We start from the raw sequence: 23,552 nt of genomic DNA on the forward strand, positions 1-23,552 counted from the left end.
ATCGTCACAGCAAGTCAGCGGCAAGCTGGGCAAGCCCGGATCTCTCACCTTTTAAAAGCTTCACACTGCCAGAGATGGGTTGTCCTTTAAACCGCTCAACAACATATGCCAGACCATTATTCAGACTGTCTAAATATGGGTGATCAATCTGTTCAGGATCGCCCATTAAGACAATTTTACTGCCTTCTCCCACTCTTGTAAGAAGTGTTTTCACTTCATGCCTGGTCAAATTTTGCGCTTCATCAATGATTATAAATTGATCAGGAATGCTTCTCCCTCTGATATACGTCAGCGCCTCTACCTGGATCGAACCGATCCCCGCCAAAATCGCCTCGAGCTCTCCCGGTTTCTTGGCATTAAACAGAAACTCTAAATTATCAAAAATCGGCTGCATCCAAGGCTTTAGCTTCTCCTCTTTTTCACCCGGTAAGTATCCGATATCCTTGCCGACAGGAACAATCGGCCTTGCCACGACCAGCTTCTTATATATCCCTAAATCTTCTGTCTGTAAAAGCCCCGCTGCCAAAGCAAGCAACGTTTTCCCGGTTCCGGCTTTTCCGATCAGCGTCACCAGCGGAATATCTTCTCGCAGCAAAAGCTCTAACGCCATTGTCTGCTGAACATTTCTCGGCCTAATTCCCCATACGTGTTCATCATCAAACACAAGTCTTTTTAGGACCGTGCCCGTTTTATCCGCAATACCGACGGCAGAGGACGACCCTCCTAATTCATCCTTCATTAAGGCAAACTGGTTTGGGTAAAATGCATGCTGCTTCATATCCTGAACTGAAATTTGTTTTTTTCCGTAAAAAGAGCTAAATAGCTGCTGGTTTATATATAAATCCTTATATCCGCTGTACATTTCATCATTGTCCACAACCCTGTCATTTAAGAAATCTTCAGCAAGAAGGCCGATGGCATCCGCTTTGACTCTGACTAATACATCCTTGCTGACAAGGATCACAGGCCTGCCGTCTTCCTTCGTCTCTTCTTCAAGGCTTAAGTTTTTAGCAACGGCTAATATACGATTATCATTCGTTTTTTCGATAAAGATTTCTTGAAGCTGGTGAAAGGAACGGTGGTTCAATTCAATTCGCAGCGTTCCCCCCGTATCAAGCGGAACCTTCTCATGCAGCCTCCCCTTCAGTCTTAGCGCGTCTATCAGCTTAGATACGTGCCTCGCATTCCTCCCAACTTCGTCCATATATCGTTTCTTAGAATCAACCTCTTCTAAAACGACAGCAGGGATGACAACTTCATTTTCTTCAAAAGAAAAAATAGCGTTAGGATCCTGTAATAACACATTCGTATCTAACACATAAATTTTACTCAAGTCTCAGCCTCCTGATATAAGGGTGGTCAAAGTTCTTCCTGCTTCTCTTACGATGAAAAAGGTGAACGCCTGCTAAAATATATGTTTTTGTGAATAAAGATAGAAGGTTAATTCAACAATAAAATTAATGAATGCATTTCAAGGAGGGAAACCGCAAGTGCGAATTCTTTTCATTATCATACAGCTCACACTCATTTTGTCCGCCTGCGCTGTTCAACAGGGAAGACAGGAGCAAAATATTGAAAAAGAATCAACAAGACAGCAGGAAACAAAACCGATTCACGTAAAGGACACATCTCAGGAAACAAAAGACAATGGAACTAGAACTGATATTGCCAAGCATCTTGTCGGCGTTGCGGAAAAAGTGCCGGATGTCAAGGATGCGACAGCTATTGTGCTTGGAGGATATGCTGTAGTAGGAATTGACGTCGACGATAACCTGGATAGAAGCAAAGTCGAAACCATCAAATACTCTGTGGCACAGGCTTTAAAAAATGATCGGCACGGCGCCAATGCAGTTGTGGTTGCTGATCCTGATACCGTCAGCCGTCTCAATGAAATGGGACGAGAGATCAGTGAAGGCCGTCCTGTTACGGGGATTTTAGATGAACTGGCCGCGATTGTCGGCCGGGTGCTTCCGGAAGTGCCTAACGATGTGATTGACGATGAAGACGAACCGCAAACCAAGCAGCAAAACGATCAATTAAACAGAAAGCAAGAGAAGGAAATGGAAACGGAACAAAACGATCAATCTGATCATCATATGAAAAAGAATAATAATGATTAAGCTAGAGCCCTTTCGGCTTTAGCTTTTTCTTATTTTGGACAGCATCTGATCCATGATATAATGCATATTAGAGTGAAAGAGGTGATATGATGAGGGTCCAATGTTCCATTTGCGATAAAATTGAAACGATTGATGATGAAACCCTGATCGCGAAACGGCTGAGAAACCGTCCGATCCATACATATATGTGCCAGGAATGCCATGACCGAATTGCCAAAAAAACAGAAGAACGGCTGAAAACCGGAAAGTTTACATTTCACCCGGGACAGCAGAAGAAAGAAAAAGTTAAAAAATAAAGCGGCAGCTATTCATACAGAATACAAAAAAAGACTCAGCGAGATGCTGAGTCTTTTTTCATGATTTTGCGGACTGTTCCTTTTTCGACTGATACAGCCGAATTTTGTAAATGATTAAAATCAATGCAGCGACGACCAATCCCTCTGCCACAGGCAAAAATACACCGAGAAAAGTCAAAACAGTGCAGCCTAAAGCCAGAAATAAGTACACCACTGCTGATTTTAATACCGGAAGCCGTTTTGCAAATCCAAGCTTAAACACAATAACAGCTAAAACAAAAATGGTGCCATACAGCAGCCACATGCCTGCTGCTGGCTGCCGGTCCACTTGATATAGAGCGGCGAAGAACGACAGGCGTTCGCTTACGTCATTCAAAAAGATTCCCTCCCCTGCAGCGTACGGGTTCTATCTTTTCAAATTCTGCAAGGGATTAAGACAATCCTGCTGTTTTTTTCTTTTTAGCCGCTTTTTCACGTTCGTTTTTATTAAGGATTTTCTTTCTTAAACGGATGGATTCAGGCGTTACTTCGCAGTATTCATCTTCGTTTAAGTACTCTAAAGATTCTTCAAGAGACATGATGCGCGCTTTTTTAATTGTTGTTGTTTGATCTTTTGTTGCAGAGCGGACGTTTGTCTGCTGTTTCATTTTGCTGACATTGACAACAAGGTCGTTGTCACGGTTATGCTCTCCGACAATCATTCCTTCATAAACTTCAGTACCAGGTTCAACAAAGATCACACCGCGGTCTTCAATCCCTTGAATTCCGTAAGATGTCGCTTTTCCGTTTTCCATTGACACAAGCACACCTTGACGGCGTCCGCCGACTTGGCCCGCCTGCATCGGCTGGTAACTGTCAAACGTATGGTTCAGGATACCGAAGCCGCGTGTTAATGACAGGAACTCTGTTGAGTAACCGATCAATCCGCGGGAAGGCACTGTAAAGATTAAACGGACTTGGCCGTTACCGTTGTTAATCATATCGATCATTTCACCTTTACGCGCTCCCATTGATTCCATTACAGAGCCTGTATGCTCTTCCGGAACATCAATTTGCACGCGCTCGACAGGCTCACAGCGTACACCGTCAATTTCTTTGATGATGACTTCAGGTTTTGACACTTGAAGCTCATAGCCTTCACGGCGCATGTTTTCAATTAAAATAGACAGGTGAAGCTCACCGCGGCCGGAAACCACCCAAGCATCTGGAGAAGCTGTAGGCTCGACACGCAAGCTGACATCAGTCTGCAGCTGTGACTGAAGGCGCTCTTCAATTTTACGGGCTGTTACATATTTCCCTTCACGGCCGGCAAACGGGCTGTTATTCACGACAAATGTCATTTGAAGTGTCGGTTCATCAATGCGAAGCACCGGAAGCGGTTCTTGATGCTCAACAGGACAGACTGTTTCACCGACGTTGATATCTTCCATACCGGAAACCGCAACGAGGTCTCCCGCTTTTGCTTCTTCAATTTCCACCCGTTTTAAGCCTTGGAAACCAAAGATTTTTGTCACACGGAATGATTTAGCTGTACCGTCAAGCTTCATAAGAGAAACCTGCTGACCGACTTTCATCGTACCGCGGAAAACACGTCCGATTCCGATACGGCCTACATAGTCGTTATAATCAAGAAGTGCAACTTGGAATTGAAGCGGCTCATCTGCATTCTCAACAGGTGCCGGAACATGCTTAATAATCGTTTCATATAAAGCTTCCATGTTTTCATCTTGCTGCTTAGGGTCAAGGCTCGCTGTTCCATTAATCGCGGAAGCATATACCACCGGGAATTCGAGCTGTTCTTCATTTGCGTCAAGCTCGATGAACAGGTCAAGAACCTCATCGATAACTTCTTCAGGACGTGCGAAATCACGGTCGATTTTGTTCACAACAACAACCGGGTTCAAGTTTTGCTCAAGAGCTTTCTTCAGAACGAAGCGAGTTTGAGGCATGCAGCCTTCATATGCGTCAACGACAAGCAGTACGCCGTCAACCATTTTCATAATCCGTTCTACCTCTCCCCCAAAGTCTGCGTGTCCAGGGGTATCCAAAATATTGATGCGTGTATCTTTATAGTTAATCGCAGTATTTTTCGCCAAAATTGTAATGCCGCGTTCGCGTTCAAGATCGTTTGAGTCCATTGCGCGTTCAGCAACTTGTTCGTTGGCACGGAATGTACCAGCCTGGTGTAAAAGCTGATCGACTAGAGTCGTTTTCCCATGGTCAACGTGGGCAATAATCGCGATGTTGCGAAGATCATTTCGAAGTTTCACTTTTTCATCTCCTAAAAAAATTAGATAACTTTCATATTATACCACACATCCTCTTTAAAAGCGTCACGTTTTTCTGTAAACTTATTATAAGACGTAAAAGGGGATGGAAATATGAAAAAAATGAATTGGCTTTTATTATTATTTGCATTTGCAGCGGTTTTCAGCATAATGCTGATCGGCGTCTTTATCGCCGAAAAAAGCGCGTGGGGCATTATCGCCAGCATTGTGCTCGTTTGCGCCGTTATGGGAAGCGGATTTACGTTAAAAAAGAAAATGCGTGAGCAAGGATTACTCGATTAAAAGCTTATCCTTGCTAAAGACATTGTAATCAAAAACACCGCAAATGAATGCGGTGTTTTTTCGTTGCGTAAGGCTTATCTCCCCTGTTTCCTAGGCGGGAAGAAGCAAAACAACATCCATTCATGGACAATCGTTCTAAATATGACACTTTTAACCAAACAAAAGTGGTTCGACATTGATATACACAAACTACCATAAAGCCTATTTTCCTCACACCAGCCTCTCCCTATAATGGGATTTGTACCACAATTCACAAAAGGGAGAGACGAAACATGAAGAAACCATTTGTAAAAAAAGCCATACTTACAACTGCCGCACTGACCTCAGCCACCCTGCTTACTTTCGGACCCGATGCCGCAAGCGCAAAAACAGTTAGTCACAGCACACCTGCTTTGCAGGAGACAATCACAAATGAAGACCTGAATACATTTTTCGATTTATTAAATCAATGTATATATGAAAAAGGCGGGGTTTATTATTTTGACAGTGAAAAAGCTGTCGAGTTAGGAATGACACAAGAAGAGGCTCAAATCATTGCAAAATTGTGGGAATCGACATCTGAATTCTTCGATATTGTTTCACAATGTGTGTATGTTGAAGACGGCAGCTACAAATTTGATACAGAAAAAGCTGTTGAGCTCGGCTTCACAGAAAAAGAAGCACTCGCGCTTGACCAATTTTTCGCCGCTGTTTCCCTTAAAATTCATATTCTGCAGGCATCCATTGTTTCAGAAGATGGAGCGTACAGCTTTGATAAAGATGCAGCTTTAGAAGCTGGTGCGACACCGGAGCAGGCTGATTTTTATGAAAAGCTCTTCGGTGCACTGTCTCAAGAACAGCTTGCAGCCATCTACCAAATGCTTCATCCGCAAGCTTAATGTAAGAAAAGCGCTTGTCCGTAAATCCGGCAAGCGCTTTTCCTTTATATCAGCAGTTTGATGATCAGCATCACAGCAAACACAGCTCCAAACCAGAAGGCTGCTTTAATAATCAGCAAACCATAGTATCTTTGTTTAAAACGGATTTCTTCTTCAGGCAGAAAAGCATCTTGAGGGGGCTGTTCATCTTTAAACTCAAAAGGCTCAGACATCTGTTCAAACATTTCTCTGCAGCTGCGGCAGGTGTTCATATGCTTTTCAATGAAGTTTTCCGTTTCTTTTTTGCAATCACCTTCAATATACAGAGGGAGAAGGTCTCTTACTAGAAAGCAGATCATATCCGCTCCTCCTCTCTTCTTTTCGTCATGTTTTTCTTGAGCTCTAATCTAGCCCGGTGAAGAGTGGTTTTCACTTTCGAAAGGCTCCAGCCTAAGATTTCGGCGATTTCCTCATAAGAAAGCTCTTGAAATTCTCTTAAAATCAAAACGGATTGGTGCTGATCCTTTAGCTGCAGGAGCTCTTGCAGTATATCTGTTCAAAATGCAATACATAATGACTGAATAAATCAAACACGAACAACAATCCTTTACTTCTTATTAAGGCCTCATCCGGTTAGACAAGCCGCTTGTTATAAAGTTTCAATAAAAACCAAAAATTTCTCATCTCCCCCCTTCGATATAAAGACGACATAACTCTTGCAATTTATCCATCACATGACACTTGACTCATCTTGATATTATTCAACAAAAATAAACACAGGACAATTCTATCAATTTTGTCTAGTTATGTTAGTTTTTGTTGAGAATACCAGATTGCTCGTTTAATATAACAATATAAAGATTTTTCAGTATTTTCAAAAAGGGGGATTTATTGTGGGTTTAGGTAAGAAATTGTCCGTCGTTGTCGCTGCTTCGTTTATGAGTTTATCAATCGGCCTTCCGGGTGTTCAGGCTGCTGAGAATGACCAGCTTAAGGAGAATCAAACAAACTTTCTCCCTAAAAGCGCCATTGCACAAACAGAGCTCTCTGCTCCAAATGACAAAGCTGTCAAACAGTTTTTGAAAAAGAACAGCAAAGTGTTTAAAGGCGATCCCGCCAAAAGACTGAAACTTGTGGAAAGCACAACTGACGCTCTTGGGTACAAGCACTTTCGATATGTGCCTGTCATTAACGGAGTGCCTATTAAAGATTCGCAAGTGATCGTTCACGTCGATAAATCTGACAATGTCTATGCGATCAATGGAGAATTGCACAATCAGTCTGCTTCAAAAACAGAAAACAGCCAAAAGGTATCCTCTGACAAAGCACTGGCACTCGCTTTTAAAGCCATTGGCAAATCACCTGACGCCGTTTCTAACGGAAGCGCAAAAAACAGCGATAAAGCAGAGTTAAAAGCGGTAGAAACAGAGGACGGCGGCTATCGTCTGGCTTACGATGTCACGATTCGCTATATCGAACCTGAACCTGCTAACTGGGAAGTTTTAGTGGATGCCGAATCAGGCACCATTTTAAAACAGCAAAATAAAGTAGAACATGCAGCCGCAACAGGATCAGGGACAACACTAAAAGGCGCAACAGTTCCTCTGAATATTTCTTATGAAAGCGGCAAATATGTTTTAAGAGATCTGTCAAAACCAACCGGCACTCAAATTATCACGTATGATTTACAAAACAGACAAAGCCGCCTTCCGGGAACACTTGTCTCAAGCACAACAAATAAATTCACAACTTCATCACAGCGCGCAGCTGTAGATGCCCACTATAACCTGGGTAAAGTGTACGATTATTTTTACTCTACGTTTAAACGAAACAGCTATGACAACAAAGGCAGTAAAATCGTTTCTTCTGTTCACTACGGCAGCCGTTATAATAACGCCGCTTGGACAGGGGATCAAATGATTTACGGTGATGGAGACGGCTCCTTCTTCTCCCCGCTTTCCGGCTCATTGGATGTGACGGCGCATGAAATGACACACGGTGTCACTCAAGAAACAGCCAACCTTGTCTATGAAAACCAGCCTGGGGCATTAAACGAGTCGTTCTCTGATGTATTCGGTTATTTCACTGATACAGAAGACTGGGATATCGGTGAAGACATTACGGTCAGCCAGCCGGCTCTCCGCAGTTTGTCCAATCCGACAAAATATGACCAGCCTGACAATTACGCCAACTATCAAAACCTTCCGAATACAGATGAAGGCGATTACGGCGGTGTACACATAAACAGCGGAATTCCAAACAAAGCCGCTTATAATACCATTACAAGCCTAGGCATATCTAAATCACAGCAGATTTATTACCGTGCGTTAACAACGTACCTTACGCCTTATTCCACTTTCAAAGATGCGAAGGCCGCCCTCATTCAGTCTGCCCGTGACCTTTATGGCTCAACTGATGCCGCAAAAGTTGAAGCAGCCTGGAAAGCCGTCGGTTTGTAATTTCTAAATGAAAAGCCTGAGATATCTCAGGCTTTTTCTTGATTTTCAAGTTTGTTTAAAAATCAGCAGCTGTTTCATGATAGCCGTACATATGACCACCTTGCCTCTGAACAAATCGCAGACAGTGTAAATACAAACTCGGTCATTATCCGCCAAATCAGCCGATTGTTAAAAAAATCGGGCTTCATCGATGTCAAAAGAGATTGTTGAAGAAGGTGAGCTTTTCCACACTCATGAAAACTCTCATCCCGACTGCTGGACCCGAACAAATAAACTTCAGGTTCTAGAGCTAGGCCCAAGCCGCTTATGTTCATCGCGAGGCGACTCCGCTTCTCATTATGTGCGGTGATCAGGATGACGTTGTTCTGTATAAGCAAAGCGCTGATTTATACAGGGCACTTACAAAAGCAGGTCATGATGAGTTATGTATAAAGTAAAAGGTGCCGGACATATCGGTTTACCCAAGACCATACACTTCGTATTGTAAAAACATTCTTTCATTCTCATTTAAACAGCCAAAAATTGAATAGAAGAATCTTACTCTTCCAACCTCAAATACATTGACAAAAATTTTTATTTATGCTATAATTTACTATTAATATTTTTGTGTGTATAATAAGGTTCTCCTGGCCAGGGGAATCTTATTTTTGTTTATCAGGAGGACATGATATGAGGGAAAATGAGTCCAGTTTAACAGCTTTGATATCAGCGTTTAGCCGAGCCTATCACAGTCAATATGATACACCTAAAATTTTTGACGATTATCTCGCCAAACACCTTATTTCTGAAAAAGAGTTTTCTGATATTAGTCAAAATATGATACAAGGCATACAGTTTTTCAATAAAGATATTGCCCAAAAGTTTCAAGATGACCCAGAGGAGATACTAAAGTGGATTACACAAGTCCAGCTTTCCCCTACGCCCTTAGCTCGAGCAGCATATTGTGAGAAAGTATTTCACAACGAAGTGGTGCTGGGAGCAAAACAGTATGTCATTCTTGGCGCCGGATTAGATACATTCTGCTTCCGGCATCCAGAGCTGGAAGACAGCTTAGACATATTTGAAATTGATTACCCGGCTACACAGCAATTGAAAAAGAAAAGACTGGATGATGCAAGGCTTACTATTCCAGCGAATCTTCATTTGGTTCCTATGGACTTTACCAAAACGTTTTCATATCAGCCTCTCTTAAATGAAGGCTTTGATAACCAAAAAACGTTCTTCAGCCTTTTAGGCGTTTCTTATTATTTGACGAAAGAAGAGAATAAAAGCCTGCTTAACCAATTATTTGCCCATGTCCCCTCCGGAAGCTCTATCGTTTTTGATTACGCAGACGAAACGCTCTTTGAAACAAAAGGAAAGTCTAATAGAGTTGAACATATGGTGAAAATGGCTTCAGCAAGCGGTGAACCGATGAAATCGTGTTTTACTTATCTTGAAATCGAAAAAGCATTAGATTCAGCTGGTTTACTCATCTATGAACATGTAACACCAGCCGAAATCAATGACCTTTTCTTCAAGAAACGAACGGATTATTTGTCAGCGTTTGAAACCATTCATTATATACATGCCGTAAAAAAATAACCCCCCTGGTTCTTCACCAGGCTCGCCTCTCAATCGACGGTGAAGGATTGAGAGGTTTTTTGCGCATGAAAATAAGCTGCCGTCATATATACGGCAGCTTAAACTAAAGGCTTTACCATGATTATGTACGGCTTATCTGCCTCATCTTTCTCCGTCTTGAGCTGTTCAAAGCCGCATTGGCTCAAAAACAGTATCCATTCATTCCGGTCAATCGGAACCGCTGTAAATAGTGCTCTATGTTTGTCTTGAAGCGATTGGCCGATCTGTTCAATGATCTTCCTGGCATGTCCCTTTCTTTCTTCAGCAGGATCAACCAGCACTGTTCCCAGCCATGGCTTTCCGTTGGAAGGAGCCCATTCGAGATGATAGCTGACGGCAACAGGCAAACCGTCTTTTTCCCAAACAAGCCATGATCCGTTATACATCGAATAGGAGATCATATAGCTTTCTGCATCTTTTTCCCCAAACTCTTCCTTTTTCCAAACAGGATGAGCCTCCGCAATTTCCTCTAACCAACTGAGGTCATCCTGTTCAAATGGTCTATTTTTCAGCATGAAGATACTCTTCAAATATTGTTTTATGTATAGATGGGTTTCCGGCCAGCACACAGTGATTTTCTAAAAAAGTGAACGGTTCCCCTTCAGTCGTTGTATAAATGCCCCCTACTTCGTTTAACAGCACACAGCCGGCTGCGTAATCCCAAGGAGCAAGCCGCATCGTAATGTAAGCGTCAATTCTTCCCGCAGCGACGTTTGCCAGTTCTAGAGCGGCAGAGCCATAAGAGCGTGTTCCTCTCACCCTTTTCACAAGCGGTGCCAGCACACCCGGGTCAATTCTTCTGTTTTCCGTCACCCATGTCGCATTAATGGCTAGAATCGCTTCTTCAATAACGGTTTCCTTTAAAGGAGACAGCTTCGTTTCATTCATATAAGCACCTTTACCGCTAAACGCGTGATACAGTTCATCATGCACCACATCGTAAATTAAACCGATTTTGCCAATTCCATTTTCAAAAATACCGATTGAGATTGCAAAATTTCTTTGCTGGTGCACAAAATTCATCGTGCCGTCAATCGGATCGATAATCCAGACGACACCTTCCAACGAGTGAAGTTCGTCTCCTTGTCCTTCTTCTCCGAGTATGCGATGCCCCGGAAAGGTTTCTTGGATGCGGTCAATAAAAAACTTTTCCGTTTCCTTGTCAATATTGGTGACTAAATCATTCGGATTTGATTTTGTTTCAATTGTCAGACTTTCGTGCATCGACTGTTTAATTCTTGCGCCTGCTTCTTTTATCCATTTCTTTGCAGTCTCATCAATTTCCGTCCAATTTGTCATTCATGCGTACCTCTTTTCTATGTAGACCTTTATTTTATAGGATACTGATAACGGCGGTGAAAAAGCAAGGAAAATGAAAAATATGCCTTCTCACGTAAAAACGAACCATTCACGCGGTTCGTTTTTACTATAGCTTTTTACCCGTTGAGGCGAATCCATTCTTTTCTGAGACGTTCAAGTTTGTTTTTGCTTAGCTCAATTTGTTCGTCATTTTCCTTTTGCATTGCCTCATAAAGGGTTGCCAATTCATAATCAACCTCTAGTCTCCAGACAGCTACACGGTTGTTTTTCTCTTCCCTAAATCCCTCTTTCACAACTTGCCTCATTGTCTTTCGCCCCTTCCAGAGATCATTTGTTTTAAAAAAGCATCCCATTTTGCCATTCAACAATGATACTTCTTATATCCTATGATTCTTCTATTTACCTGTAACATGATTCTGAAAATTGTGTGTTTACCTATTCGTTTATTACCACATTCCCCCTCTCTTCAAACGCGTGCTCATCTTTTTGCTGCGCGTTCTAACTGTGATAAAATATGTATACTTAGCATGAAGGAGGAAAATCATGACACAAATGCGTTTTACTGAAGAAGACTTTAACACATTTACAATAGACGGCTTAGACCCACGCATGGAGGTGTTAAAAGAGCGGGTTCGTCCGAAGCTGACTGCTTTAGGCGAGCACTTTGCCCCGACATTATCCGCTTTAACCGGAGATGAAATGTTTCCCCATGTGGCCAAGCATGCAAGGAGATCAGTCAACCCTCCTGCAGACAGCTGGGTGGCATTCGCAAACAGCAAAAGAGGCTATAAAAAACTGCCGCATTTTCAAATCGGCTTGTGGGAGAGCCATGTTTTTGTATGGTTCGCGATCATTTATGAGTCCCCTATAAAAGAAGAATACGGCAAATTGCTTGAAGCGAATCAAGACAGCGTTACAAATCACATTCCAGACAGCTTTGTATGGTCTGCGGATCACACAAAACCAGGGGTCCATAAGCAGTCAGAAATGGGCAAGGAACAGCTCAAGACATTGTTTGAACGATTGCAGACAATAAAGAAAGCCGAGCTGTTATGCGGCATTCAGCTTCAAAAAGAAGAGGTGCTGAATATGAATAACCAAGAATTCCTTCAGCGAATCGACGGTGCCTTCCAGCAGCTTGCATTTCTGTACCGCTTAACCCAAAAAGTATCACAAGCATAAAAAAGAGCCGGGATCTTTCATCCGGCTCTTTTCCTTTTACATCTTAATCTTTGCCTGGTCAGATTCCTTCGCCTGCTTGACCGTACGATAAGGAGAGTATGTACTTTGTTCCTCAAACTCGCCGCACAGCTTTTTTTCTTCAGCTTTTCCCGGCACAATTTCTTTGAATCGCCGATACGTCTTAAGCAGCTCTTCACGGTCGGCTCCCTTTTCATAAGCCAGCTCAACCTGCTGGAAAAATGCAATCACATCCACTGCTTCTTCGGTTGTCCAATCTTCATTCATCGGATATTGGTATTCCATTTTCTTCACTCCTTATAGATTCGCTTTCCTTTTACAAAAAGCATCTTCATTTGATCATAAATTGTTCTTTACATTCTTTCAAGTTCATAATATAATTCATTTGTTTTACGTCTAAAAAACGGTTGAGAAACTGATTTTAATACACACTAATATGCATAGGTATTACTACAAAGGTGGGAAAACAATTGTCGCAACATGAAACACCCTTATACACAGGCCTGAAAAAGCACGCAAGCAGACAGCCTGTTCAATTCCACATTCCCGGCCATAAAAAAGGGGCAGGAATGGATCCAGAGTTCAGACAATTTATCGGTGAAAACGCGTTAAGTATAGATTTGATTAATATTGAACCATTAGATGACCTGCATGCGCCTAAAGGCATCATTAAAGAAGCGCAGGATTTGGCTGCCGAAGCTTTCGGCGCGGATCACACCTTTTTTTCTGTTCAGGGAACAAGCGGCGCAATCATGACAATGGTGATGGCTGTCTGCGGACCTGGAGATAAAATCATCATTCCAAGAAATGTGCACAAATCCATTATGTCAGCTATTGTATTTTCCGGAGCCGTCCCAATCTTTATTCATCCTGAAATTGACAATGAACTGGGCATCTCTCACGGCATTACACTTGAATCCGCTAAACGGGCGCTGAATGAACATCCTGATGCCAAAGGGCTTCTTGTGATCAACCCGACATATTTCGGAGTAGCTGCTGATTTAAAAAGCATCGTAGAACTAGCCCATTCCTTTGATGTGCCGGTTCTAGTCGATGAAGCACACGGCGTTCATATTCATTTTCACGACCAATTTCCGCTTTCAGCGATGCAGGCAGGTGCAGACATGGCTGCGACAAGTGTGCATAAACTAGGCGGATCACTGACACAGAGCTCTATTCTAAACATGAGAGAAGGCCTTGTTTCTAAAGACAGAGTGCAATCGATACTCAGCATGCTGACAACCACGTCTACTTCTTATTTGCTTCTAGCCTCTTTGGACGTCGCCAGAAAACGGCTTGCGACAGAGGGCTATCAGCTTGCTGAAGAAACGTTGAAGCTTGCTAATCAGACGAGAGAACGTCTGAACCAAATTGACGGTATTTACTGTGTCGGTTCTGAAATTATCGGTTCTAAAGCCGCTTACAATTATGACCCGACAAAATTAATTATTTCAGTTAAAAACCTGGGGCTCACAGGACATGATGTCGAGAAGTGGCTGCGGGAATCCTTTAATATTGAAGTAGAGCTTTCAGATCTGTACAACATTTTGTGTATCTTCACACCTGGTGACAGCCAGAACGATGCAGATCGCCTTGTGGAAGCTTTAAAAGAGATAGCGCGTCAAATGTCAGCAAATGATGTTACGCATAAACAGACAAAGGTACTGCTTCCAGAAATCCCATTACTGGCGATGACGCCGCGTGACGCTTTCTATGCAAATACAGAAGTTGTTCCATTAAAAGAAGCAGCAGGACGGATTATCGCTGAATTTGTGATGGTGTATCCTCCTGGAATTCCTATCTTTATCCCGGGCGAGATTATTACAGAAGAAAACATCAGCTATATCTTCAAAAACATTGATGCCGGACTTCCAGTTCAAGGACCGGAGGATTCTACTTTGAGCATGATTCGAGTCATAAAAGAGCAAAAAGCTATTCAATAAATACAAAAAGCATGCGGCTAAGCCGCATGCTTTTTTTTACTCTTCATCAAGAGGACACTGACATTGTCCGCAGCATGTTCCGTATAACGTTGTAACCTTCTCATCCTCGAAGTAATGAATGGCTTCGTTACAATCTTGGCAAACAATCGTACCCATCTCTCATTCCCCATTTCTTTTAATTTTGAAAACGCTTAATTTCTTTTGTTGGTATTATATTAATATGTCACATTTAAAATGTCAACAATAAACTGTATAGCACATTTATTTCAAAAACTTTTAATGTAACATGTTTTTTCTTTTCGGTTCCATGAATTATCATCTTCTTAACAAACGCTTTCATTCGATACTTATGCTGAAAAGACATTGTGATTTCATGTTTTCGCGAACTTTTTTTGAATAGTGTAACGAAATTGCAAATGATTCGCGATGAATAATGTGTGCGTTCAGAGTATTCGGTTTAAAGAGATGTTATCTCTCTTTAAAAACGGTTTCAATTATATAACAATTAGGTAACAAGAAGCAGATGACGCGGTTACTCGTGATAAACTAAAACTAGTTTACTATGGTTTATACAGAGGAGAAGATAGATGCGATATCGCGCGGTATTTCCCATACTGATGATAGTATTTGCTTTATCGGGCTGCACCCTTTCCACAATCAATCCAATTAAAAAAAGCCGAATTGACAGCATTCATCATACTCAAATCCTATTTTTTTCTGATGAAAATCAAATTGATCAAGAGGCGTCATATTATGATGCTCTGCTAGATTTAGAAAAGGATTATCCTGATCAAATAGATAAAATGAAGGTATACGATAACAGAAAAGGCTGGGAAGATGAAATCGAAACCGTCCCTACTCTCATGGTAGTTGATCAGCGGCATGTCGTTGTGAAAATAGAGGGATGTGTGAAAAAGAAAGAAGACATCATTAAACCATTACAGCATGTACTGTCTAAATAAATAAAACAGCCCCCGCTTACGGGGCTGTTTTTTATGTCATCTCTATTATTTTACGATGTGAATCGGGCTTCCGATTGCCACTTCAGCAGCTTCCATTGTGATTTCACCCAATGTTGGATGTGCATGAATTGTCATAGCAATATCTTCAGCAGTCATGCCGCCTTCGATAGCTAAACTTAATTCAGAAATCATGTCAGAAGCGCTTGCGCCGGCGATTTGCGCACCGATTACAAGGCCATCCTCTTTACGAGTGATCAGCTTCATGAAGCCGTCAGTTTCGTTAAGAGAAAGCGCGCGGCCGTTTGCTGCAAATGGGAATTTAGCAGCAACAATGTCAAGGCCTTCTTCTTTCGCTTGTGCTTCAGTGTAACCGACTGATGCAAGCTCAGGCTCAGAGAAGACAACCGCAGGAATACCAAGGTAATCGATTTCTGCAGGCTCTCCAGCGATCGCTTCTGCAGCAATCTTACCTTCGTAAGATGCTTTGTGAGCAAGCGGCGGTCCTTCAATGATATCACCGATTGCATAGATGTTAGGTACGTTCGTGCGGCACTGTTTGTCAGTTTTGATAACACCGCGGTCAGTCATTTCAATACCGACTTGCTCAAGACCAAGTTCATCAGTATTTGGACGGCGTCCGACAGTAATCAGTACGTAATCAGCATCAACAGTTTTTTCTTCACCTTTTACTTCGAAAGTGACTGTTACGCCGTCAGCTTTTTCTTCAACGCCTTTAGCCATCGCGTTTGTATGGATTTCAACGTTGCCTTTTTTCTTCAGTCTGCGAGTTACAAGGGAACTCATTTGTTTTTCGAAGCCTGGAAGAATTTCATCTCCGCCTTCAAGAATAACAAGCTCAGTGCCGAAGTTTGCATACGCAGTTCCAAGCTCAGTTCCGATGTATCCGCCGCCGATAACAACAAGCTTTTTAGGAATTTCTTTAAGAGCCAAAGCACCTGTTGAATTTAGGACACGCTCAGTATATTTGAAGTTTGGCAATTCGATAGGACGAGAACCAGTCGCAATGATTGCGTTTTTGAACGTGTATGTTTGAGCAGAATTCTCATCCATTACACGAACTGAATTGCTGTCTACAAAGTAAGCTTCGCCTTTTACTACATCTACTTTGTTGCCTTTAAGAAGACCTGCTACACCGCCAGTAAGCTTGTTAACAACAGAAGTTTTCCACTCTTGAACTTTTGTGAAATCAACTGTTACGTTCTCAGCAGTGATTCCCATGTCATCAGAATGCTTAGCATTCTCATAACGGTGGCCAGCATTGATCAGCGCTTTTGAAGGGATACATCCAACGTTCAGACAAACGCCTCCAAGAGTTGCTTTTTCAACGACTGTTACTTTTTGTCCAAGCTGTGCAGCGCGGATGGCAGCTACATAGCCGCCAGGTCCCGCACCAATTACAAGAGTATCTGTTTCAATAGGGAAATCTCCTACTACCATAACATTACGCCTCCATTAAAATTAATTGTGGATCGTTCAGTAAACGCTTGATGTGATTTAGTGCATTTTGCGCAGTCGCTCCGTCGATCATACGGTGGTCGAAGCTGAGAGAAAGAGCTAAGACTGGAGCTGCTACGATTTCGCCATCACGAACAATCGCTTTTTCTGCAATGCGTCCGATACCAAGAATCGCAACTTCTGGATGGTTGATAACCGGAGTGAACCATTGTCCGCCGGCTGAACCGATGTTTGTAATTGTGCAAGATGCGCCTTTCATTTCAGCTGGAGCAAGCTTGCCTTCACGAGCTTTTGTTGCAAGGCTGTTGATCTCATCAGAAATTTCAAAGATCGCTTTACGGTCTGCATTTTTTACAACTGGCACAAGCAAGCCTTTTTCAGTGTCAGCAGCAATACCGATGTTGAAGTAATGTTTTTGGATTACTTCATCTGTTTTATCGTCAATTGACGTGTTTAAAACAGGGAATTTTTTCAGTGCAGATGTAAGAGCTTTTACAACGTAAGGCAAGTATGTCAGCTTGATGCCTTGATCAGCAGCAACCTGTTTGAACTGTTTACGATGTGCAACAAGGTTTGTTACGTCCACTTCGTCCATTAGTGTTACATGAGGAGCAGTATGTTTAGAGTTAACCATCGCTTTTGCAATTGCTTTACGGATACCACTCATTTTTTCGCGAGTTTCTGGGAATTCACCCTCTGGAGCCGGTGCAGCAGCCGGTTTAGCAGCTGTTTCTTGAGGTGCAGCCGTTTCTTGCGGCGCAGCTTCTTGCGCTCCTCCGTTTACAAAGCTGTCGATATCTTCTTTCACAACACGTCCGTTGTTGCCTGAACCTGTTACTTTACGGATATCTACGCCTTTTTCACGAGCGTATTTACGTACAGAAGGCATAGCGATCACGCGTTTGTTCGGGTCAACTTCAGCTTGATCCTGCTGTCCTGCACCAGTTTCTTTAGCAGGCTCTTCAGCACGCTCTTCTTTCGCAACATCTTGTCCAGCTTCACCAGTAGACTGAACTTGTGCTTCAGTTTTTGCGTCGCCAGACTCATCGCTGCCTTTAAATTGAAGGTCTTCGTAACCAGGTGCATCAAACGTAATGATCGTTTGTCCAACAGTTGCAACCGTTCCCTCTTCAACTTTTAATTCTAATACTTTTCCTTTAACAGGTGAAGGAATTTCTACTACTGCTTTATCATTTTGGACTTCCGCCAGTACATCATCTTCGTCAACCTCATCGTTAGGCTTGACAAACCATTTTACGATTTCGCCTTCGTGGATACCTTCCCCGATATCTGGAAGTTTAAATTCAAATGCCACAGTTCTCGACCTCCTAGTTTGATTAAGCAATTTTAAAGTTTACAACGTAAGCATTGAAAACAGATATATAATAGAGGGAAAACGTTCATCTTCCCTCTCGATTATGCAGTTTGATTAAAATTCAAGTACTTTTCTTGCTGTTTCAAGAACATCTTTATGGTTTGGAAGCCATACGCTCTCCGCTTGAGAGAAAGGAAATACTGTATCAGGCGCAGCCACGCGAAGTACAGGTGCTTCCAAGCTCAAGATCGCACGGTCATTAATTTCTGCTACTACGTTTGCAGCAATACCGGCTTGTTTTTGTGCCTCTTGAACAACAATCGCGCGTCCTGTTTTTTCTACAGATGCGATGATTGTATCAATGTCAAGCGGGCTTACAGTGCGAAGGTCGACAACTTCAGCAGAAATGCCGTCTTTTTCAAGCTCCTCGGCAGCTTTTAATGATTCATGAACCATTGCGCCGTAAGTGATGATTGAAAGGTCAGTACCTTCACGTTTTACGTCAGCTTTGCCAAGCTCAATTGTGTATTCTTCTTCAGGAACTTCCTGACGGAAAGAACGGTAAAGCTTCATGTGCTCTAAGAAAACAACAGGATCGTTGTCTCTGATCGCAGAAATCAAAAGTCCTTTGGCATCGTAAGGAGTTGATGGAATAACAACTTTGATACCAGGCTGTTGTGCAACAAGACCTTCTAAGCTGTCAGCGTGAAGCTCAGGAGTATGAACACCGCCGCCGAACGGAGAACGAATGGTTACAGGTGAAGTCCAGCGTCCGCCAGAACGGTAACGCATACGAGCCATTTGGCCAGAAACTGAATCCATTACTTCGTAAACAAATCCAAAGAATTGGATTTCCATTACCGGACGGAAGCCGTTTAAGCCTAAACCAAGGGCAAGACCGCCGATACCAGATTCAGCAAGTGGCGTGTCAAACACACGGTCTTCACCGAATTCTTTTTGCAATCCTTCTGTCGCACGGAATACGCCGCCGTTAACACCAACGTCTTCTCCGAAAACTAAGACATTTTCGTCATTTTTCAGTTCTGTGCGTAACGCATCCGTGATTGCTTGAATCATTGTCATTTGCGCCATGGCTTACTTCGACTCCTTCTGTGTATAAATTTCAAATTGCTCCTCAAGGTTATGAGGCATTTTTTCAAACATGATTTTCATTAAATCAGTTACTTTTTGCTTAGGCTCAGCATCCGCTTTTTTGATCGCCTGCTTAATTTCTTCTTTTGCATCCTCGATTACTTTTGTTTCTTCTTCTTCAGACCATAGGCCTTTGTTTTCAAGGAACGCACGGAAGCGTACAAGCGGATCTTTTTGCTCCCACTCGTTTTCGATTTCTTTTGTGCGATATTTAGTCGGATCGTCACCAGCCATTGTGTGCGGGCCATAACGGAATGTCAGTGTTTCAATCAGTGTCGGGCCTTCACCGTTAATCGCCCGTTCGCGTGCTTCAGCAGTTGCAGCGTATACAGCAAGCGGATCCATTCCGTCTACTTGTACACCCACAATACCGGCAGCTACTGCTTTTTGTGCAATTGTGCCTGCTGCAGATTGTTTTTCAACTGGAGTTGAAATCGCGTAACGGTTGTTTTGTACAACGAAGATCGCAGGTGCTTTATAAGCGCCGGCAAAGTTAATTCCTTCGTAGAAGTCCCCTTGTGAAGCTCCGCCGTCACCAGTGTAAGTGATTGCGACAGCTTTCTTACCGCGTTTTTTAAGACCTAGCGCAACACCGGCCGTTTGAATGTATTGAGCACCGATAATGATTTGTGGAGAAAGGGCATTCACATCATCAGGCATTTGGTTTCCTCGGAAATGTCCGCGAGAGAACAGGAACGCTTGATATAATGGAAGGCCGTGCCAGATTAACTGAGGCACATCACGGTATCCCGGAAGAACGAAGTCTTCTTTTTCAAGCGCGAAATGTGTAGCAATCTGAGAAGCTTCTTGGCCCGCAGTAGGAGCGTAGAATCCGAGACGTCCTTGACGGTTTAATGAGATAGAGCGCTGATCAAGCACACGCGTAAATACCATGCGGCGCATAAGCTCTTTCAATTGATCATCAGTTAAATCAGGCATCGCCGCTTCATTCACGACTTCTCCCTTTTCATTTAAAATTTGGAACGTTTCGAACTGCTTTTTAATGGCATCAAATTGCTTCTTACTATCAACGATTACTTTTTTCGTTTTTGCAGCCATACTAAAGTCACCTCTTCCTTTCTTTTAAACAGTCATTAGACGTGCATTCCTTTTATACATACAAACTTAGGGTACCCTAAAGTATCAGCAGTAAGTCGTATATATTTTAGCCGATCCCCAGTTTGCCGAAACCATTTATGTAGGATAGTTACACTCTGCTTTGAACTGTATTATTTCGAAGTTGTAAAAAACTAATACAACACCGCTTAACATGGATTAGTTTACACCATATAAAGAAGAACCGTCAATCGTTTTCATCGCTGATTTTCAATAAATGTATTCGCTTTACATTTTCTATAAAAAAACAGATGCAGCCTGTACCTCAAACTGTACTAGTATAACCTATCACACTGTACTACAATAGAAATTTAAATTTTGAATAGAATTTTAAAAAAGAGCTGATCATAGTCAGCTCTTTTTTATATGATAGCCTGCGGCGTCATATAAATCTTCGCGGGCTTTATTATATTTCTCCGTTTGCACATCAAATTCGCCGCTTTGTTTAAGGACTTTTTTATAAGAAGCATTCGCTTTTTCGATCTGCTGATCAAGCTTATCCAGCGTCAAGTCTTTGTCTTTCAGCAGCTTATACAGTTTTTTATCAAGTTTAATGGCTTTTTCATATTCTTCAGACATAGAGCTGTATGCAGCATATCTTTTTTTCATATGATCTGCCGCAGTCTCGGCCTTTGCCTTGATGTGTTTATCCTTAATATTTTCTGCGGATGTTTTGGCTTCCTCAAATTCTGATTCGGATTTTTCGATGCTCTCATTTTCAAGCTTCAGATGTTCTTCGCGTTTATTTACATTCTCAAGCGCTTCGTCTGATAATGAAACGATTTTTTTATAATCATCCATATTGAGCTTGATGACATCATTGTAGAGAGCATGTTCTTTTTTCTCTAATTCCTCGAGCGTTTTCTGTTCTTCTTGAAACGGTTTTTCTAGATCAGCGACTTTTTCTAATGAGTCATGAAGTGAATCCAGCGGATCCTGTCCCACGCACCCTGTTAATAGTAAAGTCACAGCGCAAAAGGCTCCGATTTTCACACCGTGGCGCCGTTTTATTCCGTCTTTCACGTTAAATCCCCCAATCTTGACAATTTCTACTATAGAATCCATAGAGATATTTGACAATAGCCAGGTGGTTATCGCATGGCTTGCTGAGCAAAAAATCAAATCTAAATCGTCAAAAATCAGGACAGATGACCATACAACTTTTTTGTTTTTACATAGGTTATTGTAGACGCTATGCCTACTACAAGGCTCTGGCGTAATTAAAAGAGGAGGTTATGTTCATGTACGGTTATGGATATGGTTACGGCGGAGGCTGCTGCAGTTATGGTTACGGATATGGCGGAGCAGGATATGGCCGCACATTTGCGTTAATCGTTGTTTTATTCATTCTGTTAATCATTGTTGGAGCTGCTTATTTAGGCGGAGGCTGTTGCTAATTACACAGTAAAACACTGACCAGCCATTTACGGCTGGTCATTCGTTTCGTTGCACCTTTACGAAGAAATCCGATATAATTTACATATTAAGCTTTAGGAGTGAAGTTTCTTGATTACTATGGAAAACATCGTGCGCGACGGCCACCCTGCCTTAAGAGAGACAGCAGAGCCTGTCGGGCTGCCTGCCACAGAAGAAGAAAAACAGCAGCTGGCAGATATGATTGAATTCGTAAAAAACAGCCAAAATCCGGAATTAGCTGAAAAATACAATCTGCGCCCCGGCGTAGGACTTGCGGCACCTCAAATTAATATTAATAAACGGATGATCGCAGTCCATGCAGAAGATGCTTCCGGGAAGTTATACAGCTATGCATTGTTTAACCCGAAGATCGTCAGCCATTCCGTTGAAAGAAGCTATTTAACAAGCGGTGAAGGCTGCCTGTCAGTTGATGAGGCAATTCCCGGCTATGTTCCGCGCTACGCTCGTATCAGAGTGAAAGGAACAACACTGGAGGGAGAACAAATAGACATTCGTTTAAAAGGATTTCCGGCGATTGTATTTCAGCATGAAATCGACCATTTAAATGGTGTTATGTTTTATGATCATATCGATAAAGAAAATCCATTTAAAGAACCTGAAAACGCGATGGCGATTGACCGCTAAAAGAAAATATGCGGCTGACACTATAAGTGCCAGCCGCTTTTTTATTTTAGCAGGCCTAATTCTTTGACAGCATAAGCAATTCCATCCTCGTCTACAGGCTTTGTTACAAAATCCGCAACTTCTTTTAATTCAGGAACGGCATTCCCCATGGCAACGCCTGTTCCGACAAACTGAATCATTTGCAGATCATTTAATCCGTCACCGAAGGCATATGTATCTCTGATATCAAACGGAAGGCGCTCGATTACTTTTTTAATCCCCTCCGCCTTTGATCCGCCGCGCGGCAGCACATCAGTCGAAAGCTCATGCCAGCGTACAAGATCGAATTCTGGAAAAGCCCCATAAATTTTTTCTTCTTCATCCTGGCAAAACAACAGAAGCTGAAAAATTTCTTTTCCTTCATAAAAGAGGTCATCGGTTTCAGGATAGTCGGTTTTCAGGCTGCCGATTCCCTCCAAGACATGAGGATGGTCAGCAACAGTCGCTTTCATTGTATCTTCAGCCATAAACACAACCGGGTGGCTTCCTTCTCCCGACTGCTTTAACAATTTTCTGATTGCCTCTTCAGGCAGCGGATTCTTATAAATCACTTCATTTTCAAAGACGACATACTGACCGTTGTAGGAAATAAATGAGTGAATGCCTAACTCCTCTAAAATCGGCTTCACCAGAAACGGGGACCGCCCGCTGGCGATAAACACATGGTGCCCCTGCCTTTGAAGCTCCGCTACCGTTTTTCTTGTGCTTTCCGGTATCTTTTTGTCGTGATCATATATCGTGCCGTCAATATCGAAAAAAATTAATTTTGAGTCCATCGTTATTCCCCTTTATCGTCTAAATCTGCAATTCCCACACTCATCATACAAAAAGATTTCAGTTCAGCAAACTATTTCCCTCAAAACAAAATAAAATTCCATTAATATCCACGAAAAATCCGTGCTAAACTCCGTATACTATTTGTATAAAACAGCCTTGGACAAGTATCAATCGAAGGAGGGACCGCGTTATGCTTCGGAAGTTAAAAAAGAAACTCAGAAGACAATGGAACGGAATGCTCCGCAGGAGAGCCATTGCCTGATAAG

General features: G+C 42.3%; 27 protein-coding genes and 1 pseudogene. 12 read left to right on the plus strand and 16 right to left on the minus strand.

Translation table 11 applies throughout. From position 1 onward, the window contains the following. Nucleotides 1-4: 4 nt before the first annotated feature. Nucleotides 5-1,333, minus strand: a complete 1,329-nt coding sequence (locus DIC78_RS01970; RefSeq protein WP_024121278.1) for a PhoH family protein — start codon at nt 1,331-1,333, stop codon at nt 5-7. Between the two features lie 157 nt (nt 1,334-1,490). On the opposite strand from DIC78_RS01970, the gene DIC78_RS01975 reads away from it, so the two are divergent. Continuing rightward, nucleotides 1,491-2,120 (plus strand): YhcN/YlaJ family sporulation lipoprotein, encoded by a 630-nt coding sequence (locus DIC78_RS01975; protein ID WP_101865171.1) that lies wholly within the window; start codon nt 1,491-1,493, stop codon nt 2,118-2,120. Nucleotides 2,121-2,206: 86 nt separating this feature from the next. Then, entirely contained in the window at nt 2,207-2,416 is a 210-nt protein-coding gene (locus tag DIC78_RS01980) for a YlaI family protein (protein ID WP_081638297.1), read from the plus strand. A gap of 58 nt (nt 2,417-2,474) precedes the next feature. On the opposite strand, the gene DIC78_RS01985 is transcribed toward DIC78_RS01980, so the two are convergent. Then, nucleotides 2,475-2,792 (minus strand): YlaH-like family protein, encoded by a 318-nt coding sequence (locus DIC78_RS01985; protein ID WP_024121276.1) that lies wholly within the window; start codon nt 2,790-2,792, stop codon nt 2,475-2,477. 55 nt (nt 2,793-2,847) lie between these two features. Then, nucleotides 2,848-4,686, minus strand: a complete 1,839-nt coding sequence (gene typA / locus DIC78_RS01990; protein WP_010334118.1) for a translational GTPase TypA — start codon at nt 4,684-4,686, stop codon at nt 2,848-2,850. 111 nt (nt 4,687-4,797) lie between these two features. On the opposite strand from typA, the gene DIC78_RS01995 reads away from it, so the two are divergent. Further along, on the plus strand, nt 4,798-4,986 hold the full coding sequence (locus DIC78_RS01995; RefSeq protein WP_010334117.1) for a YlaF family protein: 189 nt from the start codon (nt 4,798-4,800) through the stop codon (nt 4,984-4,986). 272 nt (nt 4,987-5,258) lie between these two features. Then, nucleotides 5,259-5,864 (plus strand): hypothetical protein, encoded by a 606-nt coding sequence (locus DIC78_RS02000; protein ID WP_106020363.1) that lies wholly within the window; start codon nt 5,259-5,261, stop codon nt 5,862-5,864. Between the two features lie 44 nt (nt 5,865-5,908). On the opposite strand, the gene DIC78_RS02005 is transcribed toward DIC78_RS02000, so the two are convergent. After that, nucleotides 5,909-6,202 (minus strand): zf-HC2 domain-containing protein, encoded by a 294-nt coding sequence (locus DIC78_RS02005; RefSeq protein WP_095714831.1) that lies wholly within the window; start codon nt 6,200-6,202, stop codon nt 5,909-5,911. Next, nucleotides 6,199-6,387 (minus strand): annotated as a pseudogene (locus DIC78_RS02010) (sigma factor-like helix-turn-helix DNA-binding protein); the annotation flags it as partial. The pseudogene DIC78_RS02010 and the gene DIC78_RS02005, both read right to left, overlap by 4 nt. Nucleotides 6,388-6,736: 349 nt before the next feature. Here DIC78_RS02010 and DIC78_RS02015 point away from each other — a divergent pair. From DIC78_RS02015 to DIC78_RS02030, 3 genes are all read left to right on the plus strand, one after another. Then, nucleotides 6,737-8,302: a M4 family metallopeptidase gene (locus tag DIC78_RS02015; RefSeq protein WP_095714832.1), complete on the plus strand. Its 1,566-nt coding sequence runs from the start codon at nt 6,737-6,739 to the stop codon at nt 8,300-8,302. Nucleotides 8,303-8,640: 338 nt separating this feature from the next. Next, on the plus strand, nt 8,641-8,739 hold the full coding sequence (locus DIC78_RS21720; protein ID WP_240671134.1) for a hypothetical protein: 99 nt from the start codon (nt 8,641-8,643) through the stop codon (nt 8,737-8,739). Between the two features lie 232 nt (nt 8,740-8,971). Continuing rightward, nucleotides 8,972-9,886: a class I SAM-dependent methyltransferase gene (locus tag DIC78_RS02030; RefSeq protein ID WP_127695311.1), complete on the plus strand. Its 915-nt coding sequence runs from the start codon at nt 8,972-8,974 to the stop codon at nt 9,884-9,886. 98 nt (nt 9,887-9,984) lie between these two features. Here DIC78_RS02030 and DIC78_RS02035 read toward each other — a convergent pair whose 3' ends face one another. The 3 genes from DIC78_RS02035 to DIC78_RS02045 form a co-directional block, all read right to left on the minus strand. Beyond that, nucleotides 9,985-10,440 carry a GNAT family N-acetyltransferase gene (locus tag DIC78_RS02035; protein ID WP_024121269.1) on the minus strand — a complete coding sequence of 152 codons (456 nt, stop codon included), beginning with the start codon at nt 10,438-10,440 and terminating at the stop codon, nt 9,985-9,987. After that, nucleotides 10,427-11,224 (minus strand): inositol-1-monophosphatase, encoded by a 798-nt coding sequence (gene suhB, locus DIC78_RS02040; protein WP_024121268.1) that lies wholly within the window; start codon nt 11,222-11,224, stop codon nt 10,427-10,429. Before suhB ends, DIC78_RS02035 begins: the two co-directional genes overlap by 14 nt. A 137-nt stretch (nt 11,225-11,361) precedes the next feature. After that, complete coding sequence (locus DIC78_RS02045; RefSeq protein WP_010334110.1) at nt 11,362-11,550, minus strand: hypothetical protein; 189 nt, start codon at nt 11,548-11,550, stop codon at nt 11,362-11,364. A gap of 238 nt (nt 11,551-11,788) precedes the next feature. Here DIC78_RS02045 and DIC78_RS02050 point away from each other — a divergent pair, with 238 nt between their 5' ends. Next, nucleotides 11,789-12,427 carry a YktB family protein gene (locus DIC78_RS02050; RefSeq protein ID WP_127695313.1) on the plus strand — a complete coding sequence of 213 codons (639 nt, stop codon included), beginning with the start codon at nt 11,789-11,791 and terminating at the stop codon, nt 12,425-12,427. 36 nt (nt 12,428-12,463) lie between these two features. Here DIC78_RS02050 and DIC78_RS02055 read toward each other — a convergent pair whose 3' ends face one another. Next, nucleotides 12,464-12,730, minus strand: coding sequence for a UPF0223 family protein (locus DIC78_RS02055; protein WP_024121266.1), 267 nt, complete (start codon nt 12,728-12,730; stop codon nt 12,464-12,466). 185 nt (nt 12,731-12,915) lie between these two features. Between DIC78_RS02055 and speA the strand changes: the two genes are divergently transcribed. Next, nucleotides 12,916-14,388 (plus strand): arginine decarboxylase, encoded by a 1,473-nt coding sequence (gene speA / locus DIC78_RS02060; protein ID WP_024121265.1) that lies wholly within the window; start codon nt 12,916-12,918, stop codon nt 14,386-14,388. Nucleotides 14,389-14,424: 36 nt separating this feature from the next. On the opposite strand, the gene DIC78_RS02065 is transcribed toward speA, so the two are convergent. Then, nucleotides 14,425-14,544, minus strand: a complete 120-nt coding sequence (locus DIC78_RS02065; RefSeq protein ID WP_010334106.1) for a GapA-binding peptide SR1P — start codon at nt 14,542-14,544, stop codon at nt 14,425-14,427. A gap of 431 nt (nt 14,545-14,975) precedes the next feature. Here DIC78_RS02065 and slp point away from each other — a divergent pair, with 431 nt between their 5' ends. Beyond that, nucleotides 14,976-15,350 (plus strand): peptidoglycan-associated lipoprotein Slp, encoded by a 375-nt coding sequence (gene slp / locus DIC78_RS02070; protein WP_024121264.1) that lies wholly within the window; start codon nt 14,976-14,978, stop codon nt 15,348-15,350. A 45-nt stretch (nt 15,351-15,395) separates the two neighbouring features. Here the strand turns inward: slp and lpdA are convergent, their stop codons facing one another. The 5 genes from lpdA to DIC78_RS02095 form a co-directional block, all read right to left on the minus strand. Further along, a complete protein-coding gene (lpdA, locus tag DIC78_RS02075) occupies nt 15,396-16,808 on the minus strand; it encodes a dihydrolipoyl dehydrogenase (RefSeq protein ID WP_044156025.1) in 1,413 nt (470 codons plus the stop codon). Nucleotides 16,809-16,812: 4 nt separating this feature from the next. Next, nucleotides 16,813-18,141, minus strand: a complete 1,329-nt coding sequence (pdhC, locus tag DIC78_RS02080; protein WP_024121262.1) for a pyruvate dehydrogenase complex dihydrolipoyllysine-residue acetyltransferase — start codon at nt 18,139-18,141, stop codon at nt 16,813-16,815. A 114-nt stretch (nt 18,142-18,255) separates the two neighbouring features. Next, a complete protein-coding gene (gene pdhB / locus DIC78_RS02085; RefSeq protein WP_014113660.1) occupies nt 18,256-19,233 on the minus strand; it encodes a pyruvate dehydrogenase complex E1 component subunit beta in 978 nt (325 codons plus the stop codon). Nucleotides 19,234-19,236: 3 nt separating this feature from the next. Continuing rightward, nucleotides 19,237-20,352 (minus strand): pyruvate dehydrogenase (acetyl-transferring) E1 component subunit alpha, encoded by a 1,116-nt coding sequence (gene pdhA / locus DIC78_RS02090; protein ID WP_024121261.1) that lies wholly within the window; start codon nt 20,350-20,352, stop codon nt 19,237-19,239. A 408-nt stretch (nt 20,353-20,760) separates the two neighbouring features. Next, entirely contained in the window at nt 20,761-21,432 is a 672-nt protein-coding gene (locus DIC78_RS02095; RefSeq protein WP_106020366.1) for a YkyA family protein, read from the minus strand. A 218-nt stretch (nt 21,433-21,650) separates the two neighbouring features. Here DIC78_RS02095 and DIC78_RS02100 point away from each other — a divergent pair, with 218 nt between their 5' ends. Further along, nucleotides 21,651-21,806, plus strand: coding sequence for a YjcZ family sporulation protein (locus DIC78_RS02100; RefSeq protein ID WP_024121259.1), 156 nt, complete (start codon nt 21,651-21,653; stop codon nt 21,804-21,806). Between the two features lie 109 nt (nt 21,807-21,915). After that, entirely contained in the window at nt 21,916-22,470 is a 555-nt protein-coding gene (def, locus tag DIC78_RS02105; protein WP_044156028.1) for a peptide deformylase, read from the plus strand. Between the two features lie 41 nt (nt 22,471-22,511). Here def and DIC78_RS02110 read toward each other — a convergent pair whose 3' ends face one another. Then, nucleotides 22,512-23,285 (minus strand): Cof-type HAD-IIB family hydrolase, encoded by a 774-nt coding sequence (locus tag DIC78_RS02110; RefSeq protein ID WP_127695315.1) that lies wholly within the window; start codon nt 23,283-23,285, stop codon nt 22,512-22,514. Nucleotides 23,286-23,552: the final 267 nt, after the last annotated feature.

The organism is Bacillus halotolerans (assembly GCF_004006435.1).
GTDB classification, from domain to species: Bacteria; Bacillota; Bacilli; order Bacillales; family Bacillaceae; genus Bacillus; species Bacillus halotolerans.